The sequence below is a fragment of the Thioclava sp. UBA3469 genome, assembly GCF_002378135.1.
Taxonomy (GTDB): Bacteria; Pseudomonadota; Alphaproteobacteria; order Rhodobacterales; family Rhodobacteraceae; genus Thioclava; species Thioclava sediminum.
In genome coordinates, this window is the sequence record NZ_DFRG01000027.1 from 18,226 (window position 1) to 36,611 (window position 18,386).

The 18,386-nt window shown below is 61.7% G+C and carries 17 protein-coding genes; 8 read left to right on the forward strand and 9 right to left on the reverse strand.

Features of this window, described 5'->3' with window-relative positions; translation table 11 throughout:
* A partial coding sequence (locus B3D39_RS02130; RefSeq protein ID WP_286789332.1) for a hypothetical protein occupies positions 1–213 on the forward strand: 213 nt, incomplete at its 5' end.
* 12 nt (positions 214–225) lie between these two features.
* On the opposite strand, the gene B3D39_RS02135 is transcribed toward B3D39_RS02130, so the two are convergent.
* Positions 226–1,443, reverse strand: a complete 1,218-nt coding sequence (locus B3D39_RS02135) for an O-antigen ligase family protein (RefSeq protein WP_078569958.1) — start codon at positions 1,441–1,443, stop codon at positions 226–228.
* On the reverse strand, positions 1,440–2,210 hold the full coding sequence (locus B3D39_RS02140) for a family 16 glycosylhydrolase (protein WP_274961521.1): 771 nt from the start codon (positions 2,208–2,210) through the stop codon (positions 1,440–1,442). Before B3D39_RS02140 ends, B3D39_RS02135 begins: the two co-directional genes overlap by 4 nt.
* A 232-nt stretch (positions 2,211–2,442) precedes the next feature.
* Here B3D39_RS02140 and B3D39_RS02145 point away from each other — a divergent pair, with 232 nt between their 5' ends.
* Positions 2,443–3,642: a glycosyltransferase family 2 protein gene (locus B3D39_RS02145; protein WP_274961520.1), complete on the forward strand. Its 1,200-nt coding sequence runs from the start codon at positions 2,443–2,445 to the stop codon at positions 3,640–3,642.
* A 25-nt stretch (positions 3,643–3,667) separates the two neighbouring features.
* On the opposite strand, the gene B3D39_RS02150 is transcribed toward B3D39_RS02145, so the two are convergent.
* Entirely contained in the window at positions 3,668–4,651 is a 984-nt protein-coding gene (locus tag B3D39_RS02150; RefSeq protein WP_274961519.1) for a glycosyltransferase family 2 protein, read from the reverse strand.
* Positions 4,648–5,754 (reverse strand): nucleotidyltransferase family protein, encoded by a 1,107-nt coding sequence (locus tag B3D39_RS02155; RefSeq protein WP_274961518.1) that lies wholly within the window; start codon positions 5,752–5,754, stop codon positions 4,648–4,650. Before B3D39_RS02155 ends, B3D39_RS02150 begins: the two co-directional genes overlap by 4 nt.
* A gap of 346 nt (positions 5,755–6,100) precedes the next feature.
* Between B3D39_RS02155 and B3D39_RS02160 the strand changes: the two genes are divergently transcribed.
* From B3D39_RS02160 to B3D39_RS02180, 6 genes are all read left to right on the forward strand, one after another.
* A complete protein-coding gene (locus tag B3D39_RS02160; RefSeq protein ID WP_256365664.1) occupies positions 6,101–6,235 on the forward strand; it encodes a hypothetical protein in 135 nt (44 codons plus the stop codon).
* 87 nt (positions 6,236–6,322) lie between these two features.
* Positions 6,323–6,595, forward strand: a complete 273-nt coding sequence (locus tag B3D39_RS02165) for a PqqD family protein (RefSeq protein ID WP_078542031.1) — start codon at positions 6,323–6,325, stop codon at positions 6,593–6,595.
* Position 6,596: 1 nt separating this feature from the next.
* Positions 6,597–7,043 carry a lasso peptide biosynthesis B2 protein gene (locus B3D39_RS20645; protein WP_414717957.1) on the forward strand — a complete coding sequence of 149 codons (447 nt, stop codon included), beginning with the start codon at positions 6,597–6,599 and terminating at the stop codon, positions 7,041–7,043.
* A 209-nt stretch (positions 7,044–7,252) separates the two neighbouring features.
* Complete coding sequence (locus B3D39_RS02170; protein ID WP_414717958.1) at positions 7,253–8,929, forward strand: asparagine synthetase B family protein; 1,677 nt, start codon at positions 7,253–7,255, stop codon at positions 8,927–8,929.
* On the forward strand, positions 8,926–9,912 hold the full coding sequence (locus tag B3D39_RS02175; RefSeq protein ID WP_274961515.1) for a serine kinase: 987 nt from the start codon (positions 8,926–8,928) through the stop codon (positions 9,910–9,912). The genes B3D39_RS02170 and B3D39_RS02175 overlap by 4 nt, the downstream gene beginning before the upstream one ends.
* The gene (locus B3D39_RS02180; RefSeq protein ID WP_274961514.1) at positions 9,909–11,732 is read left to right on the forward strand and encodes an ABC transporter ATP-binding protein; all 1,824 of its coding nucleotides are present in this window, start codon (positions 9,909–9,911) and stop codon (positions 11,730–11,732) included. The genes B3D39_RS02175 and B3D39_RS02180 overlap by 4 nt, the downstream gene beginning before the upstream one ends.
* A gap of 21 nt (positions 11,733–11,753) precedes the next feature.
* On the opposite strand, the gene B3D39_RS02185 is transcribed toward B3D39_RS02180, so the two are convergent.
* The 5 genes from B3D39_RS02185 to B3D39_RS02205 form a co-directional block, all read right to left on the reverse strand.
* On the reverse strand, positions 11,754–12,035 hold the full coding sequence (locus B3D39_RS02185) for a hypothetical protein (RefSeq protein ID WP_078542026.1): 282 nt from the start codon (positions 12,033–12,035) through the stop codon (positions 11,754–11,756).
* Between the two features lie 74 nt (positions 12,036–12,109).
* Complete coding sequence (locus B3D39_RS02190) at positions 12,110–14,551, reverse strand: GNVR domain-containing protein (protein ID WP_274961513.1); 2,442 nt, start codon at positions 14,549–14,551, stop codon at positions 12,110–12,112.
* Positions 14,548–15,528, reverse strand: coding sequence for a glycosyltransferase family 2 protein (locus B3D39_RS02195; protein ID WP_274961512.1), 981 nt, complete (start codon positions 15,526–15,528; stop codon positions 14,548–14,550). Before B3D39_RS02195 ends, B3D39_RS02190 begins: the two co-directional genes overlap by 4 nt.
* Positions 15,525–16,514, reverse strand: coding sequence for a glycosyltransferase family 2 protein (locus B3D39_RS02200; protein ID WP_274961511.1), 990 nt, complete (start codon positions 16,512–16,514; stop codon positions 15,525–15,527). Before B3D39_RS02200 ends, B3D39_RS02195 begins: the two co-directional genes overlap by 4 nt.
* A complete protein-coding gene (locus tag B3D39_RS02205) occupies positions 16,511–17,671 on the reverse strand; it encodes a glycosyl transferase (protein WP_274961510.1) in 1,161 nt (386 codons plus the stop codon). The genes B3D39_RS02200 and B3D39_RS02205 overlap by 4 nt, the downstream gene beginning before the upstream one ends.
* Between the last annotated feature and the right edge of the window lie 715 nt (positions 17,672–18,386).

An 18,386-nucleotide genomic window follows, 5' to 3' on the forward strand; every position in this document is an offset into this window, starting at 1 on the left:
TCTATCGGCGCAGGCTTGGCAGGCGAAGAGGGCGGCCCGCAATTGCAGGTCGTCGTCACGCCTGCAGGCGGGGGGGCTGCGAAGACCGTTGCCGATTTCGACACGCGGCTGTCACCGGGTGACCTCGTGGAGGTGACGCTTTCGCGTGACCCCAATGAGACAGCGTCCTCGACGGAAGCTCCGCAAAAGCAGGCGGCCGGAAGCAACGGCTGAGGCGCGTCCCGCCTATTCGCCGCGTCGCAATCGGATCGCGTAAACCATCGCGCCGACCGTGATCACCGTGATCGGATCGAACTGGAAGAAATACGTCACTTCGACCAGCGACAGAACGAACTGACGGATCATGAAGGCCGCGAAAAAGATCGTTTCGGCGCGCACATCGCGGATCGCCCAGACAATCACGACATAGCCCGCCCAGAAGACGAGGCCCGTCTGCAGAAGTGCGAAGGGCAGGCCGAGCTCCACGGCGTTCGTGAGCAGGGTGTTGTGGAAGTGGAAACCGGATTTCGACGCGATCCCGAACTGCGCCCAGATTTCTTCGGCAACGGGCTGGCCCGGTATCCAGAACGCCTGGAAACCTGTGCCAAGAACCGGACGTTCGGCAATCTGTCTTATCGCGATCGCCCAGAGGTCGGTGCGCCCGGTGAGCGTTACGTCCTTGCCCGTCGAATGGAAGAACCACGACTCGACATGGCTGAAATTCGCCATGATGAGCAGAACTACCAGAAGCAGTAGCATCGACATCATGACGAGCAGGAAGAACCGCTTCCATGCCGAGGTTCGCGAGAGAAGCACGATCCCCACGGCGACGGCCAAAGCTCCCACGCTCGCAAGGATCGCGCCGACGGATTGCGCTTTCACGAGAAGCAGCGCGGCCAGCAGGGTCATCGCCACGCCCGAGTAGCGCAGCCATCGCGGCAGGCTGCGGTCGAAAAACAGTGGCGCCGCCGAGATGAGCAGCATCGAGGCGGTGCTCGCCATTGCGTTCTTGCTGTGGAATATCCCGAGGAAGCCCAGCCCATCCGCGCGCTCGCGCCCCAGCACCGCACTGATGACGTTGACCGCGGCGAAAGAGTAGAAAACGGCCTTGTAGTAGTTGAGCGGGGACAGGCGCCGCGCAATCAGGATGGCGACCATGAAGGTAAATGTCAGAAGGATGCCGTATCGAAGGCTGAGAGCTGGCGCATCCGACCAGAGCACCGAAAGCACGGTCCAGCCGGGCAGAGCGAGAAGCCACCACATATCGACGATCTCATCGCGCGAACGCCATGGTTGCCGAAGGATCAGGAAACACCCGACGATCAGAAAGCCAAGCGCGCCCAGCGTCCCAATCTTCGGCGTGATGTGCAGGATGAACAGCGCCAATGTCGCGAAGAGCGCCGTCGGGCTGATCACGATCTCATTTCGATACGGATAGCCGCCATGTGCAGTTTGGGCCGTCATGGTTCCTTGCACAGCATCGATTCAGGGAATTGGCATGTCTCGCCGAACGGCGTGTAACCGACCCAGTCGATCGTGTAGCGCAAGGGGCCGGGGGGCTTCTTATAGCGCCCCATCCATTCGCTCAGCGTCTGCGTGCTCCAGAAGGACAGATAGATCTTCTGAGCCGCGCTGGGCACGCCTGAAGTGACCTTCAGGATTTCCTTGCCGTCGGCATACCAGGTGATCGCGCCCGGCTCCCAACGGAAGGCAAGCGTCTGGAACCCTTCGGTCGTCGGTTTCGGCAGGGGGAATTCCCCGCCGCCCATCGGTTTGCCCGAGAGGTATCGGTTGAGCGAGACTTTCGAGGGGTCTTTGGTGAGGATTTCGATGTCGATCTCGTCATGCGGCATGTCATGGACCGGTCCGATATAGGTGAAGAACGAAGCGTTGAGCCCCGAATTCTTCGGCGTGTTCAGCCGCACCTCATAAGTGCCGTAGCTGTATCTCGCGCGGGTCTGAATCTCGGCGCACAGGTTGGTCTTGTCCGGTCCCGCTTCGGGCAGGAAAAACATGACCAGTTTGCTTTTCTCGAGCTTGAGGGCACGCCGTGCCCAGGTGCAGCTCTGGTGGTCGCCGTTGGTCCAGCCATCGGAGATATACCATCGCTTCTTGTTGAAGCTGTCGAAACTGTCGAAGAAGGCACCGCCCAGAGGTTTCTCCGCGCGGGCGAGGCTCGGTGCCAAAATGGCGAGAGCGACGAGACAAGAAAGGATGCGTAAGATCGACATGCAGCCTTTGTACCGCGCCCCGCAGTCGAATCGCTCGGGCTTTGGTGGCACATGCAGGAGGCCTCGGGCGTAGCTGTCTCAAAGCGATGGATTTTTTGGCGTTTCGCTTTCTGTGGCTCGCAAATGCAGCGTGATGCAGACCTGACTTCGGCAGCTTTCTTGTCAGGCGCGCGTGCCGCCGACTCGGCAGCCTGCATGGGCTAGCGTGTCTTCATCACTGGTGGAGACTGTCTTGGCCGAGCGTATCACGGTTATCATGGCGAACTGGTGCGGCGCGTCCTATCTCGCGGCTGCAATCGCATCGCTACGCCGCCAAACCGTATCGGACTGGCGGCTGATCGTCTCCGATGATGGATCGGATGATGACAGCGTGGCCATTGCACAGGATTTCGCGCGGCAGGATCCGCGCATCGAAGTGCTGACGGCAGACAAGTCTTCCGGACCGGCCACCGCGCGCAATCGCGCGCTCGAGCGGGCCAAAGGCGAGTGGGTCGCCATTCTCGACAGTGACGACCTCATGCATCCAGAGCGGTTGGAGCGGATGCTGGAAGGGGCGGACGCGCTGGGCGCGGATGTTATTGCGGATGACATGGTGTTCTTCGGGACCGTGCCGGGATCGGGCGGTCGCACTTTGCTTGAACCGATGTCCTTGGTGGCTCCGCTCGAGATTACTGCGAAGCTGTGGGTAGAGGCCGCGGCGCCGGAGACCGAGCTCCCGCCGCTTGGGTATCTCAAGCCGATGATCCGTCGTTCGACCCTCGGCGATCTGCGCTACGACCCCGATCTGCGGATTGGCGAGGATTTCGATTTCGTCCTGCGTCTCTTACTGAAGGGGGCAAAGTTCTATGCTTTGCCCGACCCGATGTATCTGTACCGTCGACATAATGCATCGATTTCGCATCGGCTTTCGCCTGCCGCGATCGGCGCGATGATCCGCGCTCAGCAGCGGTTGTCGGAGGGGCTGGATCCAGCCGTTGCCGCGCAGTTGGCCGCGCGCCATCGCGGGTTGCGGAAGATGGCTGAGTTCGAAGCGCTCGTGGCCAACCTGAAAGCCCGGCAGTTCTCGGCGGCAGCGATAAAAATCGCGCGGCGTCCGTCTCTGGCGCAGGACGTTCTCCGAAGTCTCGCCGAGAGACGCAAAGGCAAAGACGCGACTGGCCCGGAGCGCCGTGCGGTTCAGGTCTCTCTCGGGGCCGAGGAAGGGGCTGACGTGCTGGCCGATGAAATCCCAAACGCATCCGTCGCGGAGAAAATGCATGTCAGCGTACCGAAGCCGGTCGCGCCCGGTGCGATGTGGGCCTCGCCGCCCGCGAAAATGGCCGCGAAGTTGAGCGCCCTTTCCGAAGCGAATGACGTCATTCCGGAGGCTCTGGATGGGGCAGGGGCCTGGGCGCGTTGGCTGTTGCCGCAATGGGCACAGGAGCAGGCATAGGCGGATTTAATCCACAGACCGCGCTTTAGTCCTCGGGTCGAAGCAAGAGGCGGAGCGTGTTTGTCGCCGGCGCGGAGGGTTGCTTTTGGGCACGCAATTTGTCCCGCAGGATACCCGACGCGATCGGTATGAAGTTCCGCGGCGGCTTGATAGAGAAGCCGAAGGCCGCCCCGAGACCGTCCTGCGCCTTGATGTCGAGAAAGCGCCGCAGCAGGTAGCGGTCGCGGATCTGGTCGTGATGCCGACGCATGGCGGAATTCGCCGCGCGGGGCACCGATTGGTCGTCGAGATGTGCAGAGGCCGCTGTCATCAGCGCACCCAGATCCCCCGTCCCGTGCCGGCCCGAGAGCGAGTTTTCCCGCACGCGTGCAGCGTAGCCGCATTCATTGGAGACAAGAAATTTCGCGCCGCGCGCGAGCATGCGCACATAGAAATCGAAGTCCTCGCCCAGCCGCAGGCTTTCGTCATAGCGCAGAGCGTGCCGCTCCAGAAAGGCGCGCGACATGAGCGGTTTGAGAAAGCCAAGTTCGCCCCGCGTCTCGCCGCGTTTGCCCATATTCCCTTCGACGAACCCAGCCAGATCGAGCTCGAAAACCCGCGTCTCACTGTCGGGAAGCCGGGTAGGGTCGAATGCCTGCGCCATATCGGCGGGCACGAAGGCGATATTGTCCGCGATCAGATCCCAGCCTTCATAGGCGAGAAGGCGCGAGAAACGGCCGGGGAGCAGAAAGTCATCTGCATCGAGCACTGCCAGAAACGGGGACCGGGAGGCGGCGATTGCACGGTTGCGACCCGCGGCCGGTCCCTGATTGCTGTCGTTTCTAAGAACGATCAGGCGCGCGTCACCCGCCGCGGCGTCCTGCGCGGTCTCTGCACTTCGGTCCGTAGAGGCATCATCGACCACGACAACTTCCGCAACCTCTGGCTGTTCGAGTGCGGACCGGACCGCATCGCCGATCGTGTCTTCGGCGTTATAAGCAGTGATTACGACGCAAATCTCGGGGGTCATCGCTTGGTTTCTCCCACTTCGCCGACGGGCTTTCGTGTGCGCGCGATCACGTTAAGGAAGGCGTTCGAGAGGAAGGCCCGATTGCTTTCGCGCACCAGACGCCACAGGTCGCGCCCGCAGAGGCTTGCCAGAATTTCGCGCCGTCTGGGAAAGCTCAGCCCTTTCTTCCAAGGCTGAAAGACCATGTCGCGAACGGTTTCCGCAGAACGACCGGCAAGTAGTTCGTGCGATCGCGGCGGGAGGCCGTCTTGCCCGATGCTGGCGGTTGCGAGGGCCATTGCGCAATCCAGTGTTTCCGAGAGACCCGTCTGTCGGGCGAGCTGTTCGAGCTGATCCCGTTCGTCCAGCTCGAGACTCTCGAACGCCTTGATCATGTCGAGGGCCACAGAGCCCGCAGGTTCATGCGAAAGAAAGGCTTTGCAGAGCGTGATTGCGGCGATCAAACACATGTCTGGCGGGGACGGCACCGGCAGTGTGCTGTTCGCGACCGACTGCCTCACCGCCCGATGCAGGAAGCCCACCAAGTTCCGAGGGCGCGGCAAGCCGGGCTGTTGGACGCTATGGTGCAAGTCCACGAAGATGGGTTGGTCGGGCGCTTCGAAATGGCGTTCGCCGAGGAAATGCACCCACCAGCTGCCGAGTTCGGCTTCGGTGGGCTTGAACCCAGCCTCTTCGAGGATCTTTCCCGCCGCGATCCGGTCCTTGGGCGCGACCAGTATATCGACATCCCCGGACGGCTTGAAAAGGGGCGTGCCGTAGAGCCGGATTTGCTGCAGCGGGCCTTTCAGGTGGAGGTGCGGAATCTGGCCGGCATCGAGCGCTTTGGTGATCTCGGCGGCGAGCTTCAGCCCGCGATTATTCGAAACCATTCCGCGCATGCGTCCGAAGTTGAGCTCAGCGTTCACCTGCTCGGCCGCGTCGCCTTGAAGGTCTGGCCACCCGGGGTGCATCAACAGCTTGTTCACGCGCGCGATTTCAAAGAGAAGGCGAGGGTCGGTGCTGATCGGCGGCGCTTGACCGGATGCCATCTTCCTGAGAATTTCGACCTGTGTCGAACAGTCGCGCCGCTTCACGTAAGTGAGCTCTTTCTCCGGAAAGCTCACGCGCCTACCTTCACGAAATCGCGAATCGAATCCATCGAGAGATCAACCCCAGGTTGAATTGCGCGACTTTTTAATTCCCCCAAGGTTGCAATTTTAAATGTCCAGCTTTCTGGCGAAATTTTAACGCGCTCATTTCTTGAGCGGGTTTTCGGACAGGATGCTCGCATATTGGACCCCCTGAAATCGGCCGCGGGAATATTGCCTTGATTTTGCCTGTTATTTTCGCAGCGAACTGAAGCTGTGACGCTCCGAATGGACTAAGGTTTGACTCAAGTGGAGCCTGATTAAAGACTTTAGGAGGCGCAAGCCAAAATGAGTACGTAACGTCAAAAGGGGGTATCTACTGATGAAAACGTATACTCGTCCGCAGCTTCAAAAGCACGGCAAGCTCGAAGACCTGACCCACGGTGCAGGTAGCACCACGATCGCCGACCAGGTGCTGCCGCCCGGTACGGATATTGCGGGTCTTACCTTCTCGTAATTCATAAAAAGATGAGAAGGACAGGGGCGTGGTCTCGCCTCTGTCCACTCTATGCAACGTGGCTCTCAAGGTGTGGGTGGGTAGTCTATGAATGCAATGTCCCAATATCGGGTTCGTTCCGAATGTGTTGCTTGTCCTTATGGTGACGGCGTCGCGATTTTGGATTTAAATTCCAATGCGTATTTCAGTCTGGATTCCATCGGCGCCATCGTCTGGAATCTATTGGGTGACGAAAAGAGCGTCGAAGAAATTATCGATACGATTTCGGGCGCTTATTCTGTTCCGCGCGACACCGTTGCCGAGGATGTCTCGGTGCTCCTGAGCGACCTTCACGAAAACGGTCTCGTCGAGGCTGCGTGAAATGCGTTGGAAACGGCCGATCCTTCACGACGCTCGACTGTTGTTCGAGGCGCTCGTGACAGTCGTGCGTGTGCGTGTCGATCTGTGGCGCCACCGCCACGATGCGTTGCGCAAGATCGTGGTGTCCAACGCCGCGCGTTTTCCGGAGCCGAAAGCCGCAGATCGCGGCACTCTCGCCGAAATTTCATGGGCCGTGGCGGCTGCTGCACGTCTCGTGCCGCAAGCGACCTGTTTGACGCAGGCCACATCGGGGCAGCTCTTGCTTGCACGTCGCGGGATCGACTCCACCGTGCGTCTGTCGCTTCCAATGGGTGGGGGCGAGTTTCGGCCGCATGCCTGGTTGATTTCCGACAATATTATCGTGCTCGGTGGAACGCGCGCGGAGTTCGCGCGCCATACGCTGTTGAAGAATATGACGGCGTTTTCGCAAGGCGAGGCGCGCCCATGAGCCGGCCCGCACTGCATTGCGCAATTGGCGGTTTCGCGGATCCCGCCAAGCTGGCAGCCGTTCCCGAGCTGCCGAACGCCGTGGTTGAAGCATCCGCGCGGTCTTCGGTTCTCATATCGGGGCCGCAGACGACGCGCAGCGCAACCGGTGCGCTTGTCGCGGCCGATCTGGACCTTACCCACCTGCGCGACACGGCGCGGCGTCTGGCGATGCCGCCGAACAGCTCGGCCATCGAACTTGTTGCCGCAGCCTATGATCGCTTCGACGACGAGCTCGGCCATGTGCTCGAGGGGGCTTTCGCGATCGCAATCTGGGATCCAAAGCGTGCAACTCTTCTTGTCATCCGGGATCGGTTTGGTCTCAAGCCGGTGGTCTACCGGGCCGCTGCGCGTGGGCTCGTGGTCGCGAGCGATCCCGAAGCCGTCATCGCGATGACCGGAGACCGTCCGGAGCACGACGTCCTTTGGATCACCGAACATCTCTCGGGGCAGCTGACAAATCAGACGCGCACGGCTTGGAAAGATATCGTGCGCTTGCCTCCGGGAAAACTGATGCACTATCGCGACGGCATGCTGTCACCGCCGCGCACGTGGTGGAGCCTCGAGCCCCGCGACCTGAGCGCGGCCGAGCAAACTGACGAGGCCTTGCGGGACGCGCTCTCGGACGCTACCGGCGAGGCTATGAGCGGGAGCTCCGCCGCCGCGATGCTCAGCGGGGGGCTGGATTCGAGTTCGCTGGCGATCCTTGCATCGCGATTGTCGTCAGAGCCTTTCCCGACCTACTCGCTGCGGTTTCCCTCTGCGCCTGAACTCGATGAGGGCGAATATATCGATTCCGTTCTGGAGGCCGGAAACTTCCGGCCCACGATGCTGAATGGCGGCGTTGGGACGGCACTCGATCCAACGCTTTCGGACCTTTTCCTCACGAACCAGCAACAGCCGTTTCCGGGCTTTGGCATGGTGACGACGCATACGATCTGTTCCGCGGCGCGCGCGGATGGCCATGCCGTTTTGATCGACGGGCATGGCGGCGACGAAGTCATCGGTGGCGCGTCCTTCTCCTATCTCAACGAACTCGCCCGGTTGGGTGATTGGGCGAAGCTTTGGACGTTGCTGAGAAAACTGCACGGGTTCGCGGGTGGCCGTGGTGCGGTCGCGTCTTTCGTGATGGCCTATGCACGCCACGGCGGAAACCGTAGCGCCGCGAAATTGGCGGGTCGGTTGCAGCGTCGGCTTTTCAGTTCGAGCGATCCGGCCCAACCGGATTGGTTCAGCATTGTCGCGCCGGAGCTGGTTTCTGATTTGGATCTGCGCGCGCGCTCTGGAGCCGCGAGCACCGCACTCTATTCGGACATGCCATTTGGGTTTGCGACGCATGCGCGCGCTCTGGCAGGGGATCTGACGCCGAGTGCGTTCGAGCTGCTTGATCGAGCCACGCGCCCCTTGGGGCTGCAGTTGCGGTTTCCGTTCTACGACCGGCGCGTCGTCGAGCTTTGCGTAAACCGATCCGATGTGGACAAGATAAAGAACGGACAGCCGCGCGCGCTGATGCGCGATGCGATGAAAGGCATCCTGCCGGAGCATGTCCGATTGAGATCGACGAAGGTCGATTTCACCGCCAACAATCGGCGCGCGATGCGCGAGGATCCACAGGGTCGGTTGCGGGAGTATATCGACAACCCACCCGAGCGGCTCGAGGCCTACGTCAATATCACGCGCCTTCAGGAGACTGCGCGGGCGCTGTTCGACACCTCCGCCGATGCCGGTGGATTGGAGGTCATGCAGCTCTGGCGCGCTGCGTGGCTCGACATGTGGCTCGAACGCGAAGAACGCGCCCGCCAACCGATTGCATCTGGAATAGAACCGATAAGGGAGGTCCACGCGTGACCGAACTCGAACATATTGAAGCCGCGCAGGGGCTCGGCGCCCCCGCATATTCCTACAGCACATATGGCATGCAGGTTGTTTCCGATATTGAACTCCCGGAACTGGCCTCTGTCGTGCCCGGCTCGGTTGCAGAACCGCGCAGCTTGCGCATTCGCCGTGCGCCGGTGGAACTGCCCGAAAACGCCAGATCTTTCCCGACCTGGTACGAGTTCGGCACTACGGAAACACGGTTCTACTGGCAAACGGTCGGGGCCTTCTCCGTCAATCTCGACGGTACGGAAATTCTCTGCGAGCCCGCGGAGAGTGTCAGCGACGACCTCATCGCGTTTCCGCTGCTTGGCCCGATCCTGTTCGAGGCGCTCCGGCGTCAGGGGCATTTCGTCCTGCATGCGAGTGCGGTCGCCCTCGGGGGGCAGGCCGTCGTTCTGATGGCGGACAAGGGCACGGGGAAGTCGACCTCCGCGGCGGCATTGCTGAATGCCGGTGGCAAGCTCCTTGCGGATGACCTCGTCGCCTTTACGCCGGACGGGGAGGTTCTGTCGGGCTTCGGACAGGTAAAGCTGTCCGACGCGGCCCTTGAGGCGCACCGGCCGCAGAAGTCCGTCGCCCGGGGCGATGTGCATGCGGCAATCGACAAGAAGCGGGTGCAGCTTCCTCGCGATGCGACGGCAGAATATGCGGCTCCCGCCGTGCGTCTCTATATCCTCGAACGCGGAGAGGGCGAGATGGCTTCCACAGCCGACGTGGCCGCCAACCAGTCGCTTCCCGCGATCCTGCGGTTCTCCTACGGGGTTCGCTTCGGAGAGAACCTGCTGTCGGGAGAGCCGGCCAATCGCCATTTCCGGGACGCCGTTTCGCTTGCCGGGCGGGTGAAGGTCCGCATCCTGCGCCTTCCCGCAACGCTTGACGCCATGACGACCCTCGCGGATGCCATTCGCGCCGATCTGAATACGGATCGCGCAATGACCGGAGACGAGGATTGAGCGACGTTCTCTCCGCCAGAGCGTCTCTGAGCGAGGCGCGCAACCTCTTTACGACGATGCGTCGTGCGGCGGGCAACAAGCTCTATATCGCCTTGGGCATGCTGATGCTGAGTAGCCTCAGCGAGGGCATTTCCGTCCTTCTGCTTCTGCCGATCCTGAGCCTCGTGTCCCGTTCGGAGGAAGGCGCGCCGATCATTGAGATCACTGAGCGCGAATTCATGGGAGTGACGATTCCCGCCTTCACGCTCCCGCTCGCCGTGCTGCTCTCGATGCTCGTCTGCTTTCTCATTCTGCAGGCTTTGTTCAACCGGATGCGCACAGTCTATGTCACCGACATCCAGCTGAGGTTCTCCGCGATCTTGCGGCATGGTTTGTTTTCCGCCATCGCCGAGAGCCGGTGGGATCATCTGGTTCGCCAGCGCAACGCAGACCTTGAACATGCGCTCGTCGGCGAGGTGGAGCGGGTTCGGATGGCGTCGATGTTGTTGATGTCGCTTATCCAGGGCTCTGCATCGCTTGTGCTCTACGTGGCGCTGGGGCTCATGATTTCCGTGCCGATGACGGTGTTATCCGCCGTATTTGGCGTCGTCGCCTTTCTCGCGCTCAGGCCTTACCGGAAAATGTCTGCGGAATACGGAGTGAAGCTGCAGGGGCTACGGCGCGACCAGTTCCGTGCGGTTTCGGGGTTCCTGTCGGGGCTCAAGACGGCGAAAGCGATGAACCTCGAGGAGGCGGAAATCGCGGGGTTCGACGCGATCCTTGATATGGAGCGGACGGATACGCGCGAATTCGCGCGGCGCACCGCGACCGGCTCAGGGATTTTCCAGATCGCCCAAGCGATCGGTGCGGTGATCTTCATTTACCTGTCGCTCGTGCAGCTCGGCCTCGCGATTTCCGAGATCGTGGTCTTGCTGCTCGTGATGATGCGGCTGGCCCCGCGGTTCATGACGCTTCAGCAGCAGGCGCAGATGTTTCTGGTGAATTTGCCGGGGTGGCAGCATATCCGAAACATCCAAGGTGAGATGCTCCGCCAGCGCGATGTCGCGGCGGGATTGCCGATCGCGACGCGCGCGCCATGGCATGAGATCCGGCTGGAGAACGTATCCTATCGTCACGGCGAAGGCCTGCCGCGTGCCTTGGAGGATGTCAGCCTTTCCGTTCGCGCGGGCGAGGTGACGGCGCTGATCGGGCCGTCGGGCTCTGGAAAATCGACCATCGCGGATCTGATTTGCGGCCTCATTCGGCCCGAGACCGGCAAGATCCTCGTAGACGGTCAAGACCTCGATCCGATGGATATTCGGAGCTGGCGGCACCGGATTTCCTACGTCACGCAGGACACCTATCTGCCACCGATGACGGTGCGCGAAGCTCTGCAAGTTGGCGCGCCAGATGCGGACCAGCAGGACATGGAGGCGACCCTCCGCGTCGCGTCCGCGGACTTCGTCTTCTCGCTTCCCGCGCAGCTCGACACTCTGCTGGGGGAGCGTGGCGTGCTGCTGTCAGGGGGCGAACGTCAGCGGATCGCGCTGGCACGCGCTTTGCTGAGAAAGCCCGAATTGCTGATCCTCGACGAGGCGACGAGTGCGCTCGACTGGCAAAGCCAAAACCGGATCGTGGCGAACCTTGCGAAGATCGAGACCCCGATGGCAATTCTCACGATCGCGCATCGCTATTCGATGGTCGAATTCGCGGATATGGTCTTCGCGTTGGAAGAGGGTCGGATCGTCGAAAGCGGTGCGCCTGCGATCCTGCGCACCAAGCCCGACGCAAGGTTCATGAAGATGCGTGACGCCGAACGCAGCACGAGCCGCGCGGTGTGACCTTAAACGGTGCGCTGAAGCTCAGCGATTTTCCTGATTGAGGTAGGCGCCGCGCGAAACATGCGACGTCGTATTGTCGTCCGAAGCCTCGCGACCGGCTTGCGCGGGCCCCTGATTCTTTCTCCGGGCCGTTTCCTCGCGGGTCATGATGGCGACGAGGCCGACGTACAGGATCTGACCGAGAAAGAAGATCGCAATACACAAAATCGCGACCATTCCCAAAGACATGCCATTCCAGAACCCGACCGCGCCAGCGATGATCGTGACAAGAGTCAGGACGACGAGAAATGGCATCAAGCGCATGGCTTGGCACTCCGAAACTTGGGCTGGGCTCCAGCGGTTACCTTCTCGATAATAACCGGTCAAGCATTTGAAATTCAATTACTGCGTGTGTTGGTATTTGTGCCGCGCATCTCGGGCTTGTCCCAGCTTTTTCCCGGATCCCCGAAATACCCGTTGTAATCTTCGAAATAGGCCTCGGTGCTGGAGACATCGACGAAGTCACGCAAATCTTCCATATCCACGCGGTTCAGCACCGTTCCCAAGAGGCGCTCGCGCAAAGCTGCATTGGCCGAGAGGATGCGGTTCAGCATCAACTTCGGCGTCTTGCCCCAGCTTGCCACGAGGAGCACGGTGTCGAGGTTCGGGATCATGGCACGCGCATCGACGATCGCGCCAAGCGGGGCGAGGTCGATGATCACGAAATCGAACTCGCTGCGCACCTCGGCGATCAACTCGCGCATGCCGCGTGAGGACAACAGCTCGGCGCTGTGGGTGAAGCCGTTCGGCGGAATGCAGGGCAGGATATGCACACCGGTGCCTTCCACTTCACGTACCAAGTTGCGCCAAGGCGCGCGGCCGGCGAGCACTTCGACAAGCCCGTCGCCATGGCGGAAGTCGAGGCGCTGGCTGAGCCCCGGGCGCCGGATGTCGCTATCGATCAAGAGCACCCGTGCATTGGACATGTTGAGCACGGCAGCCAGATTGAGAGACACCGTCGATTTGCCTTCCTCGGGACGTGCGGAGGTGACACCCAGAACGATTGCCCCGGTCTCGACCGGCGCGCGGATTTCTGCGGCGAGCCGCACGCTGCGCAAGGTTTCCGCGAAGAAGGATCTGGGGTGGCGCACGGCGTAGATGGCGCTTTCACTGGTCGAATGCGACCCGTTTCTCGGTTTCGAGATATTCTCGGCGAGCCCGTCCCGCAGGTTCTGGAACACGGCGGTGCTCGTGATCGATCGGACCGGTTCCGACTGCGCCGACGTTTCGAACTCCGGCAGATAGCCGAGGAACGGTCCACCGGTTTCGTCCTGAACGTCATCCGAGGTACGCAGAAAACGCTCCCGCCATTCCTGCCAGGCCGTGATCATCATCCCGATGATCAGACCGAGCACGATCGAGATCGCAAGCGCGCGCTTCGTGCTCGGGCCGACCGGGTTGCGCGGCACGTCCGCCTTGGTCAGGATCCGCACGTTCGAGACGGGGAAGGATTTCTGTTGTTCGATCTCCTGAAACTTCGTCAGGAACGCCTGGTACAGGGTCGAGAGCGTGTCGGCGCGTTGCTGCAGCGCGCTGTATTGGACCTCCACGGTGCCGGAGCTCGTGTCGCTGTCGATCGCGAGACCGAGGCTGTTCTTGAGCGCATCGACCTTCGCTTCGGCGCTTGAAAGATCGCTCTTCGCCTGCGCACTCCCTTGCTTGAGAAGGGTGAACAGGCGTTCCGCAGCGGCCTGAACCTGCCGTTGGACCACCTTATACTGCGGGTGATCTTCGCCGAAGTTCGTCTTGATCTGATTGAGCATCGCCAGCGAGTCGGTGAGCGTATCGCGGGCTTGCTGCAGGGCCGGGTCGCTCCCGCCGCCAACCCCGGTGGAGCCGCCATCGACGAGGGCTTGGACCCCGCCGGCAATGATCTGGTTGTAGGTATCGACGCGCGCCCGAGCGCGGGCCACATCGCTGACCGCATTGGCCATCTCGGCATTGAGCTGGACGACGGAATCCTTTGTCATCGAAACGCCGCGCGAGGAGACGAGCCCATGCTCGGCCCGGAAGGTCTCCGCATCGAGCGCGGCTTGTTGCGCCTGATTTTGCAGCTCCGTCAGCCGGTCCTGCATCCAGTTCGTCGTCCGCTCGGTCGCTTCGAAATTCGCGTTGAGGACATCGGCGATGTAGCCCTCGGCGAGCGAATTCACGATCGCGGCGCTCATGGCCGGATCGTAGGACTCGTAGCTGATCGAGATCACGGAGCTTCTGCCGACACGCCCGACATCGATGCGCGCCTGCAGGGCACGCGCGGCGAGGTCTTGCCGCGCGGCGGTGATCTGTTCGGGCGTCAGAGTGGTTGTGCCGCTCGGTTCGGGCTTCGAGCGCAGCCAGTTGATCGGTGTGCGGATAGTATTGATCGCACCGCCGATCAGCCGAGAAAACAGCGAGCTCGGCGGCGACGTGAAGGAGGGATTGTCGAGAAGATCGAGCTCCTTCACGACCGATTGCGAGATCCGGTCGGAGCGGATGATCAGCCGGGCATCCTCAAGCGCGGACTCGCTGAGATTGTTGCTCTCCGAAGCCCCGAGTTGCTCGATAGACCGGCTGATATTCGCATCCAGCAGCAACAGCGAATTTGCAAGGTAGCTGCGCGGCGTGGTCGCCAGATAAATGATCCCGAGGATGCCGAGGATCACGACGGGAACGATGATCGACCACCGCCGACGACGCAGGATACGCGTGAGCTGGCCCAGCGTTACGGTTTCGGGCGGTTTCGAGATCGGCCGCTCGAGATCGTTGCTGGTATCTGCGAATTTGAATTGCGTCTGTCTCAAGAGGTCGTTCCTCGCGCGTTGCGCCTTGAGGCTGTGTTGTGCGTGGCATCGGCAGATGCACCGCCATAGATTTCCGTTCGGCTTCCGCCGGCAAGTCGCCAGACGACACCGATATGCAGGGCGGCGCGCATCAGATTCCGGTTGCGCGCCAAGGGGACGGTGACGTGGCCCAGCGAAAGTCCGAGGCAGGCAAGTGCTTTCGCACCGGCGCGTCCGAGTTCGATCATTCGTGCAGCGAAGCTCTTGCCCTGCGAGACCAGAACGGCATGGGTCTGGCCCATGCGGAAGCGGCGCCGGAAAAGCCACGAAAGCCGCGCGCGTTCAGCAGGCACATCCTCTTCCAGCCAAGCGTCCGGGGCGTAGGCAAGCGTCCCGCCGCGGCGCTTGATCTGGTCGAAGAAGATCGTGTCTTCGCCGCCGCTGCGACCGAATTCGGGATCGAACCGCAGGCCAGAGACGGCGGGGTGTTTCAGGTCGAGCAACACGTTGCAGGTGTAGCCCGCGCGCACGCGCCCTTCGCTATCGTGCTCGGCGAGGGTGTCGTGGATATGGCCAGCGCGCATCCATTCGGGAGCCGCGTCATTGTGGTAGGCGCGCACGGGGCCGATCACCGCGGCGCTCTCTTCGGATTGGCGCGCCTCCATCAGGGCAGGGAGCCAGCCGGGTAGGGCGCGCTCGTCATCATCGAGGAAGGCGAGGCAGTCCAAGTCTTGCGCCTCGGCCGCGTCGAGAACCGCATTGCGCGCGATCGAGATGTTGTGGGCGGGCGCGTGCAGATAGTGCAGCTCGAAGGGAAGCGGCACCGAACGAACCCGGTCTTCGGACGAGGGTTCAAGATCGTTATCCGCGACGATGACGCAGATATCGAGATCCGGCGGGAGCGTTTCGGCAAGCGACGCGAGGGTGTCGCGCACGATTTCGCGGCGATAAGTACACAGGCCGATGCCGATCTTGTCGTTGCGCTTCGGACTGGTCACTCGGGCACCCCGCGACAGATGGTTGGAATGCTATTGCCCAAAATCTGCGCCCAGAACCCCGCGGACCAGGCCAGATGCATGATACCCGCAATCGGGCCAGCCGTGAGATTGGCGAGGCGCTTCGTCTGGATCGCGATCGCCAGTCCAGCAACCGCACAGCCCAGAAGCCAGACGATCGCGGGTAGGGCGAAGATCGGGTGCAGCGGGGCTAGCACGACAAGAGCGAGTGCCGGTGCCAGAGCCGCCACGATCGCCTGTCGCATTGCCGGGCGTTCCCGATGCAAGGCAAGCGTGCGGGCGCGTCCCTTGCCGAACCGGAAATATTGCGACGCGAGATCGCGCAGGGATTTGCGCGGGAAGTAGCGGACGAAGGTGCGCGCGGTCAGCCAGATCTTGAAGCCCGCGCGGATCAGGCGGTGATCGAGTTCCGCATCCTCGTTATGGCTGAATGTGGTGTTGTACCCCCCGACCGACCGAAAGGCGTTCAGCCGAAACAGGGCATGATGTCCGTGAGTGACCCAACGGCCTTCCCCTGCGCCGCGATGTGCCGACCCACCATTCCCGAAACGAGAATTCTGAGCCCGCGCGATCTGGGTCTGTAGTGGGGACACCCCTTCGGCATGCATACGGACGACGACGCTGTCGGCGCCGGTGTCGATGGCCTCGTTCATCAGCGTTTCGCAGAAATCGCTCGGGTAGGCGCTGTGCGCGTCCACACGGATCAACCATTCCGCCTCGTCGCCGAAGCGCTCCACGGCGAGGTTGACCGCTGCGGCCTGCAGCCTGTCGGGGTTGTGCAGCAGGACGATTTGCGGCGTTTCCTGTGCCATTTTCTCGACTATGGCGCAGGTCCCGTCCGTCGATCCGCCGTCTGCCACTATGACGGTCGCGTCTTGGGCGCGCGCGAAGGGCAAAAGCGCCGAGATGACCGAGGCGATATGGTCGATCTCATTCAGCGTGGGGATGGCGATGAGAATGCGGCTCACGATTGCGCCTCCCGCAGTTGCGTGGCGCCGCTGCGAGGCGCGCCAAGCGTGGGGAGATCGGTCAACCACGACACGAGCGCGCGGCATTCTGCGTGACCCGCCTCCCAGGTGGAGCGTGGCTTTGCAGCGACCGCTTGCCGAAGCTTCTGGAGATCCGCATTGCTCAGGTCGGTAAAGGCTTGCGCGACCGACGCGCTCGACGGTTCTGCCACCTGAACCCCGATGCCGAGAGTTTCGGTACGTCGTGCGACCTCGGTTCCCGACAGAACCACCGGGACCGCACCATGCAGGCAGCCTTCGTAAAGGCGATTTGGCAGCAGCCAGTCCGAATTCTCTCCGGCCTCGTAGCGGTCGATCAGCCAGGCAAGATCGACCGCGTCGTAAATCTCATCAAGATCATCGGGCGCAGTATAGGGGCCGCCAAATTCGAGATCAGGATTTGCGGCGACGCGCTCATGGAAATCCGGGAGTTGATCGAGCGCCGGACGTCCGCGCATTTTGACCCGGAAATGTCCCGGTGCGTTGCGGGTGAGTTCGTCGAGCGTGTCCAGCGACCAGCGGCAGCGCAGAATTCCATTCCAGCCGATCTGCAACGGCCCCTCCAGAGGGCGTGTGCGCGTGCGAAGCTGTGCCGGATCAAGCGCGAGCGGCTTGTTTTCAATCAGACACAGATGCGGGGCGAGCCTCTCGAACGGCTGAGGGTGGCCGCGTTTGAACCCCTCTGAGGAATACAGAAGCCCCGATGCGGATTTGAGCGCCGCTGCCTCAATGGCGCGGATTGCCTTGGACGCCGGGCCGTTCCCCGACAACAGGCGATGCACGTCGAGCAGTTCGTAGACGAGACGTACCGCCGGTGCGCGTCGCTTGAGATACGCCCCGAGCGCGAGCATTTCGAGATTGCGAGCGATGATGACGTCAGTCTCTTGGAGCGTCGGAAACTGCTTGGCGAGACCGGGGAGGGCCTTGAGCACCGAGAGCGCGCGTTGGGCCATTTTCCCATTCGCTGTGTGCCCGAGGACGAGCGCAAGCTCCGGCAGTGGCCGCGCTGAGCGTTGGAACCCCGCGAGGGTCACCTCGGCGCCGCCAGCGCGCAACATCTGAACGCGTCGCCAGATCGCGGCATCGTCGAGGTCATGAACGAGGTAGATCAAACGCATCTTGAAAGCCGTCTTCCCTGCGCTCACGCTGCCGCGCGATCAACGGCGTGGCAGTCACCGATCTGCACATGGTCCGCGTGACCGTCAGTCTGCAGGGGCGGGACATTCGCATCGGGCCCACTTCGAGTCATTCAACTTCCTCCAGATCGCCTGAAACGCGGCGCGGAGCGGACGAAAACCAACCACCGCAAAATCAGGCTTCGATCTGGGCAGTTTCCGGTCAAATGCTAAGGAGGGCAGGTTTGCCGAATTACCGCGCGGCATGCGGAAACGTCGCGCGAATATCCAAGGCGCTTAGAAACTGTGCGTAATGTGAACGAATAATCGGCGGCGCTTTCTGCACTGCAGCGAGGCTGCTTGGCGCTTCGGTAGCGATTCTATTTACGCAATGAGAGTTCTTTCGACGCGCGCTCTGAGAAAACCCGGTTGGTTGCCTATTCAGAATTAGGGTTTGCGGAAATTCGTTAGTGGGTTGTCGATAAAATGCCTGCTGAATAGGCGCTTGGCATCTTTTGCACCTTTCACTGCTGAGTGATTGTGCGTCCATGGCTGCACGAGTGGCGGGAATTGCCTGCGGGCTGGCTCGGAGCGGCGCGTCATGGAAACCCTTGGAGGACATCTGAAGTGCATAGGGCGTCGCGTGCGGGGCATGTGATCCCTGAAAAGCCACTTCGGTTTGCGGCGCGATCGCAGCGCGAAGGGGAAGGTGGACGTT

Bases quoted from the DNA above. Each gene is read 5' to 3' on its own strand.
- B3D39_RS02135 (WP_078569958.1), bottom strand. From the start codon at position 1,443: ATGACGGCCCAAACTGCACATGGCGGCTATCCGTATCGAAATGAGATC.
- B3D39_RS02140 (WP_274961521.1), bottom strand. From the start codon at position 2,210: ATGTCGATCTTACGCATCCTTTCTTGTCTCGTCGCTCTCGCCATTTTG.
- B3D39_RS02150 (WP_274961519.1), bottom strand. From the start codon at position 4,651: ATGACCCCCGAGATTTGCGTCGTAATCACTGCTTATAACGCCGAAGAC.
- B3D39_RS02160 (WP_256365664.1), top strand. From the start codon at position 6,101: ATGAAAACGTATACTCGTCCGCAGCTTCAAAAGCACGGCAAGCTCGAA.
- B3D39_RS02165 (WP_078542031.1), top strand. From the start codon at position 6,323: ATGAATGCAATGTCCCAATATCGGGTTCGTTCCGAATGTGTTGCTTGT.
- B3D39_RS20645 (WP_414717957.1), top strand. From the start codon at position 6,597: ATGCGTTGGAAACGGCCGATCCTTCACGACGCTCGACTGTTGTTCGAG.
- B3D39_RS02170 (WP_414717958.1), top strand. From the start codon at position 7,253: ATGCCGCCGAACAGCTCGGCCATCGAACTTGTTGCCGCAGCCTATGAT.
- B3D39_RS02185 (WP_078542026.1), bottom strand. From the start codon at position 12,035: ATGCGCTTGATGCCATTTCTCGTCGTCCTGACTCTTGTCACGATCATC.
- B3D39_RS02205 (WP_274961510.1), bottom strand. From the start codon at position 17,671: ATGCGTTTGATCTACCTCGTTCATGACCTCGACGATGCCGCGATCTGG.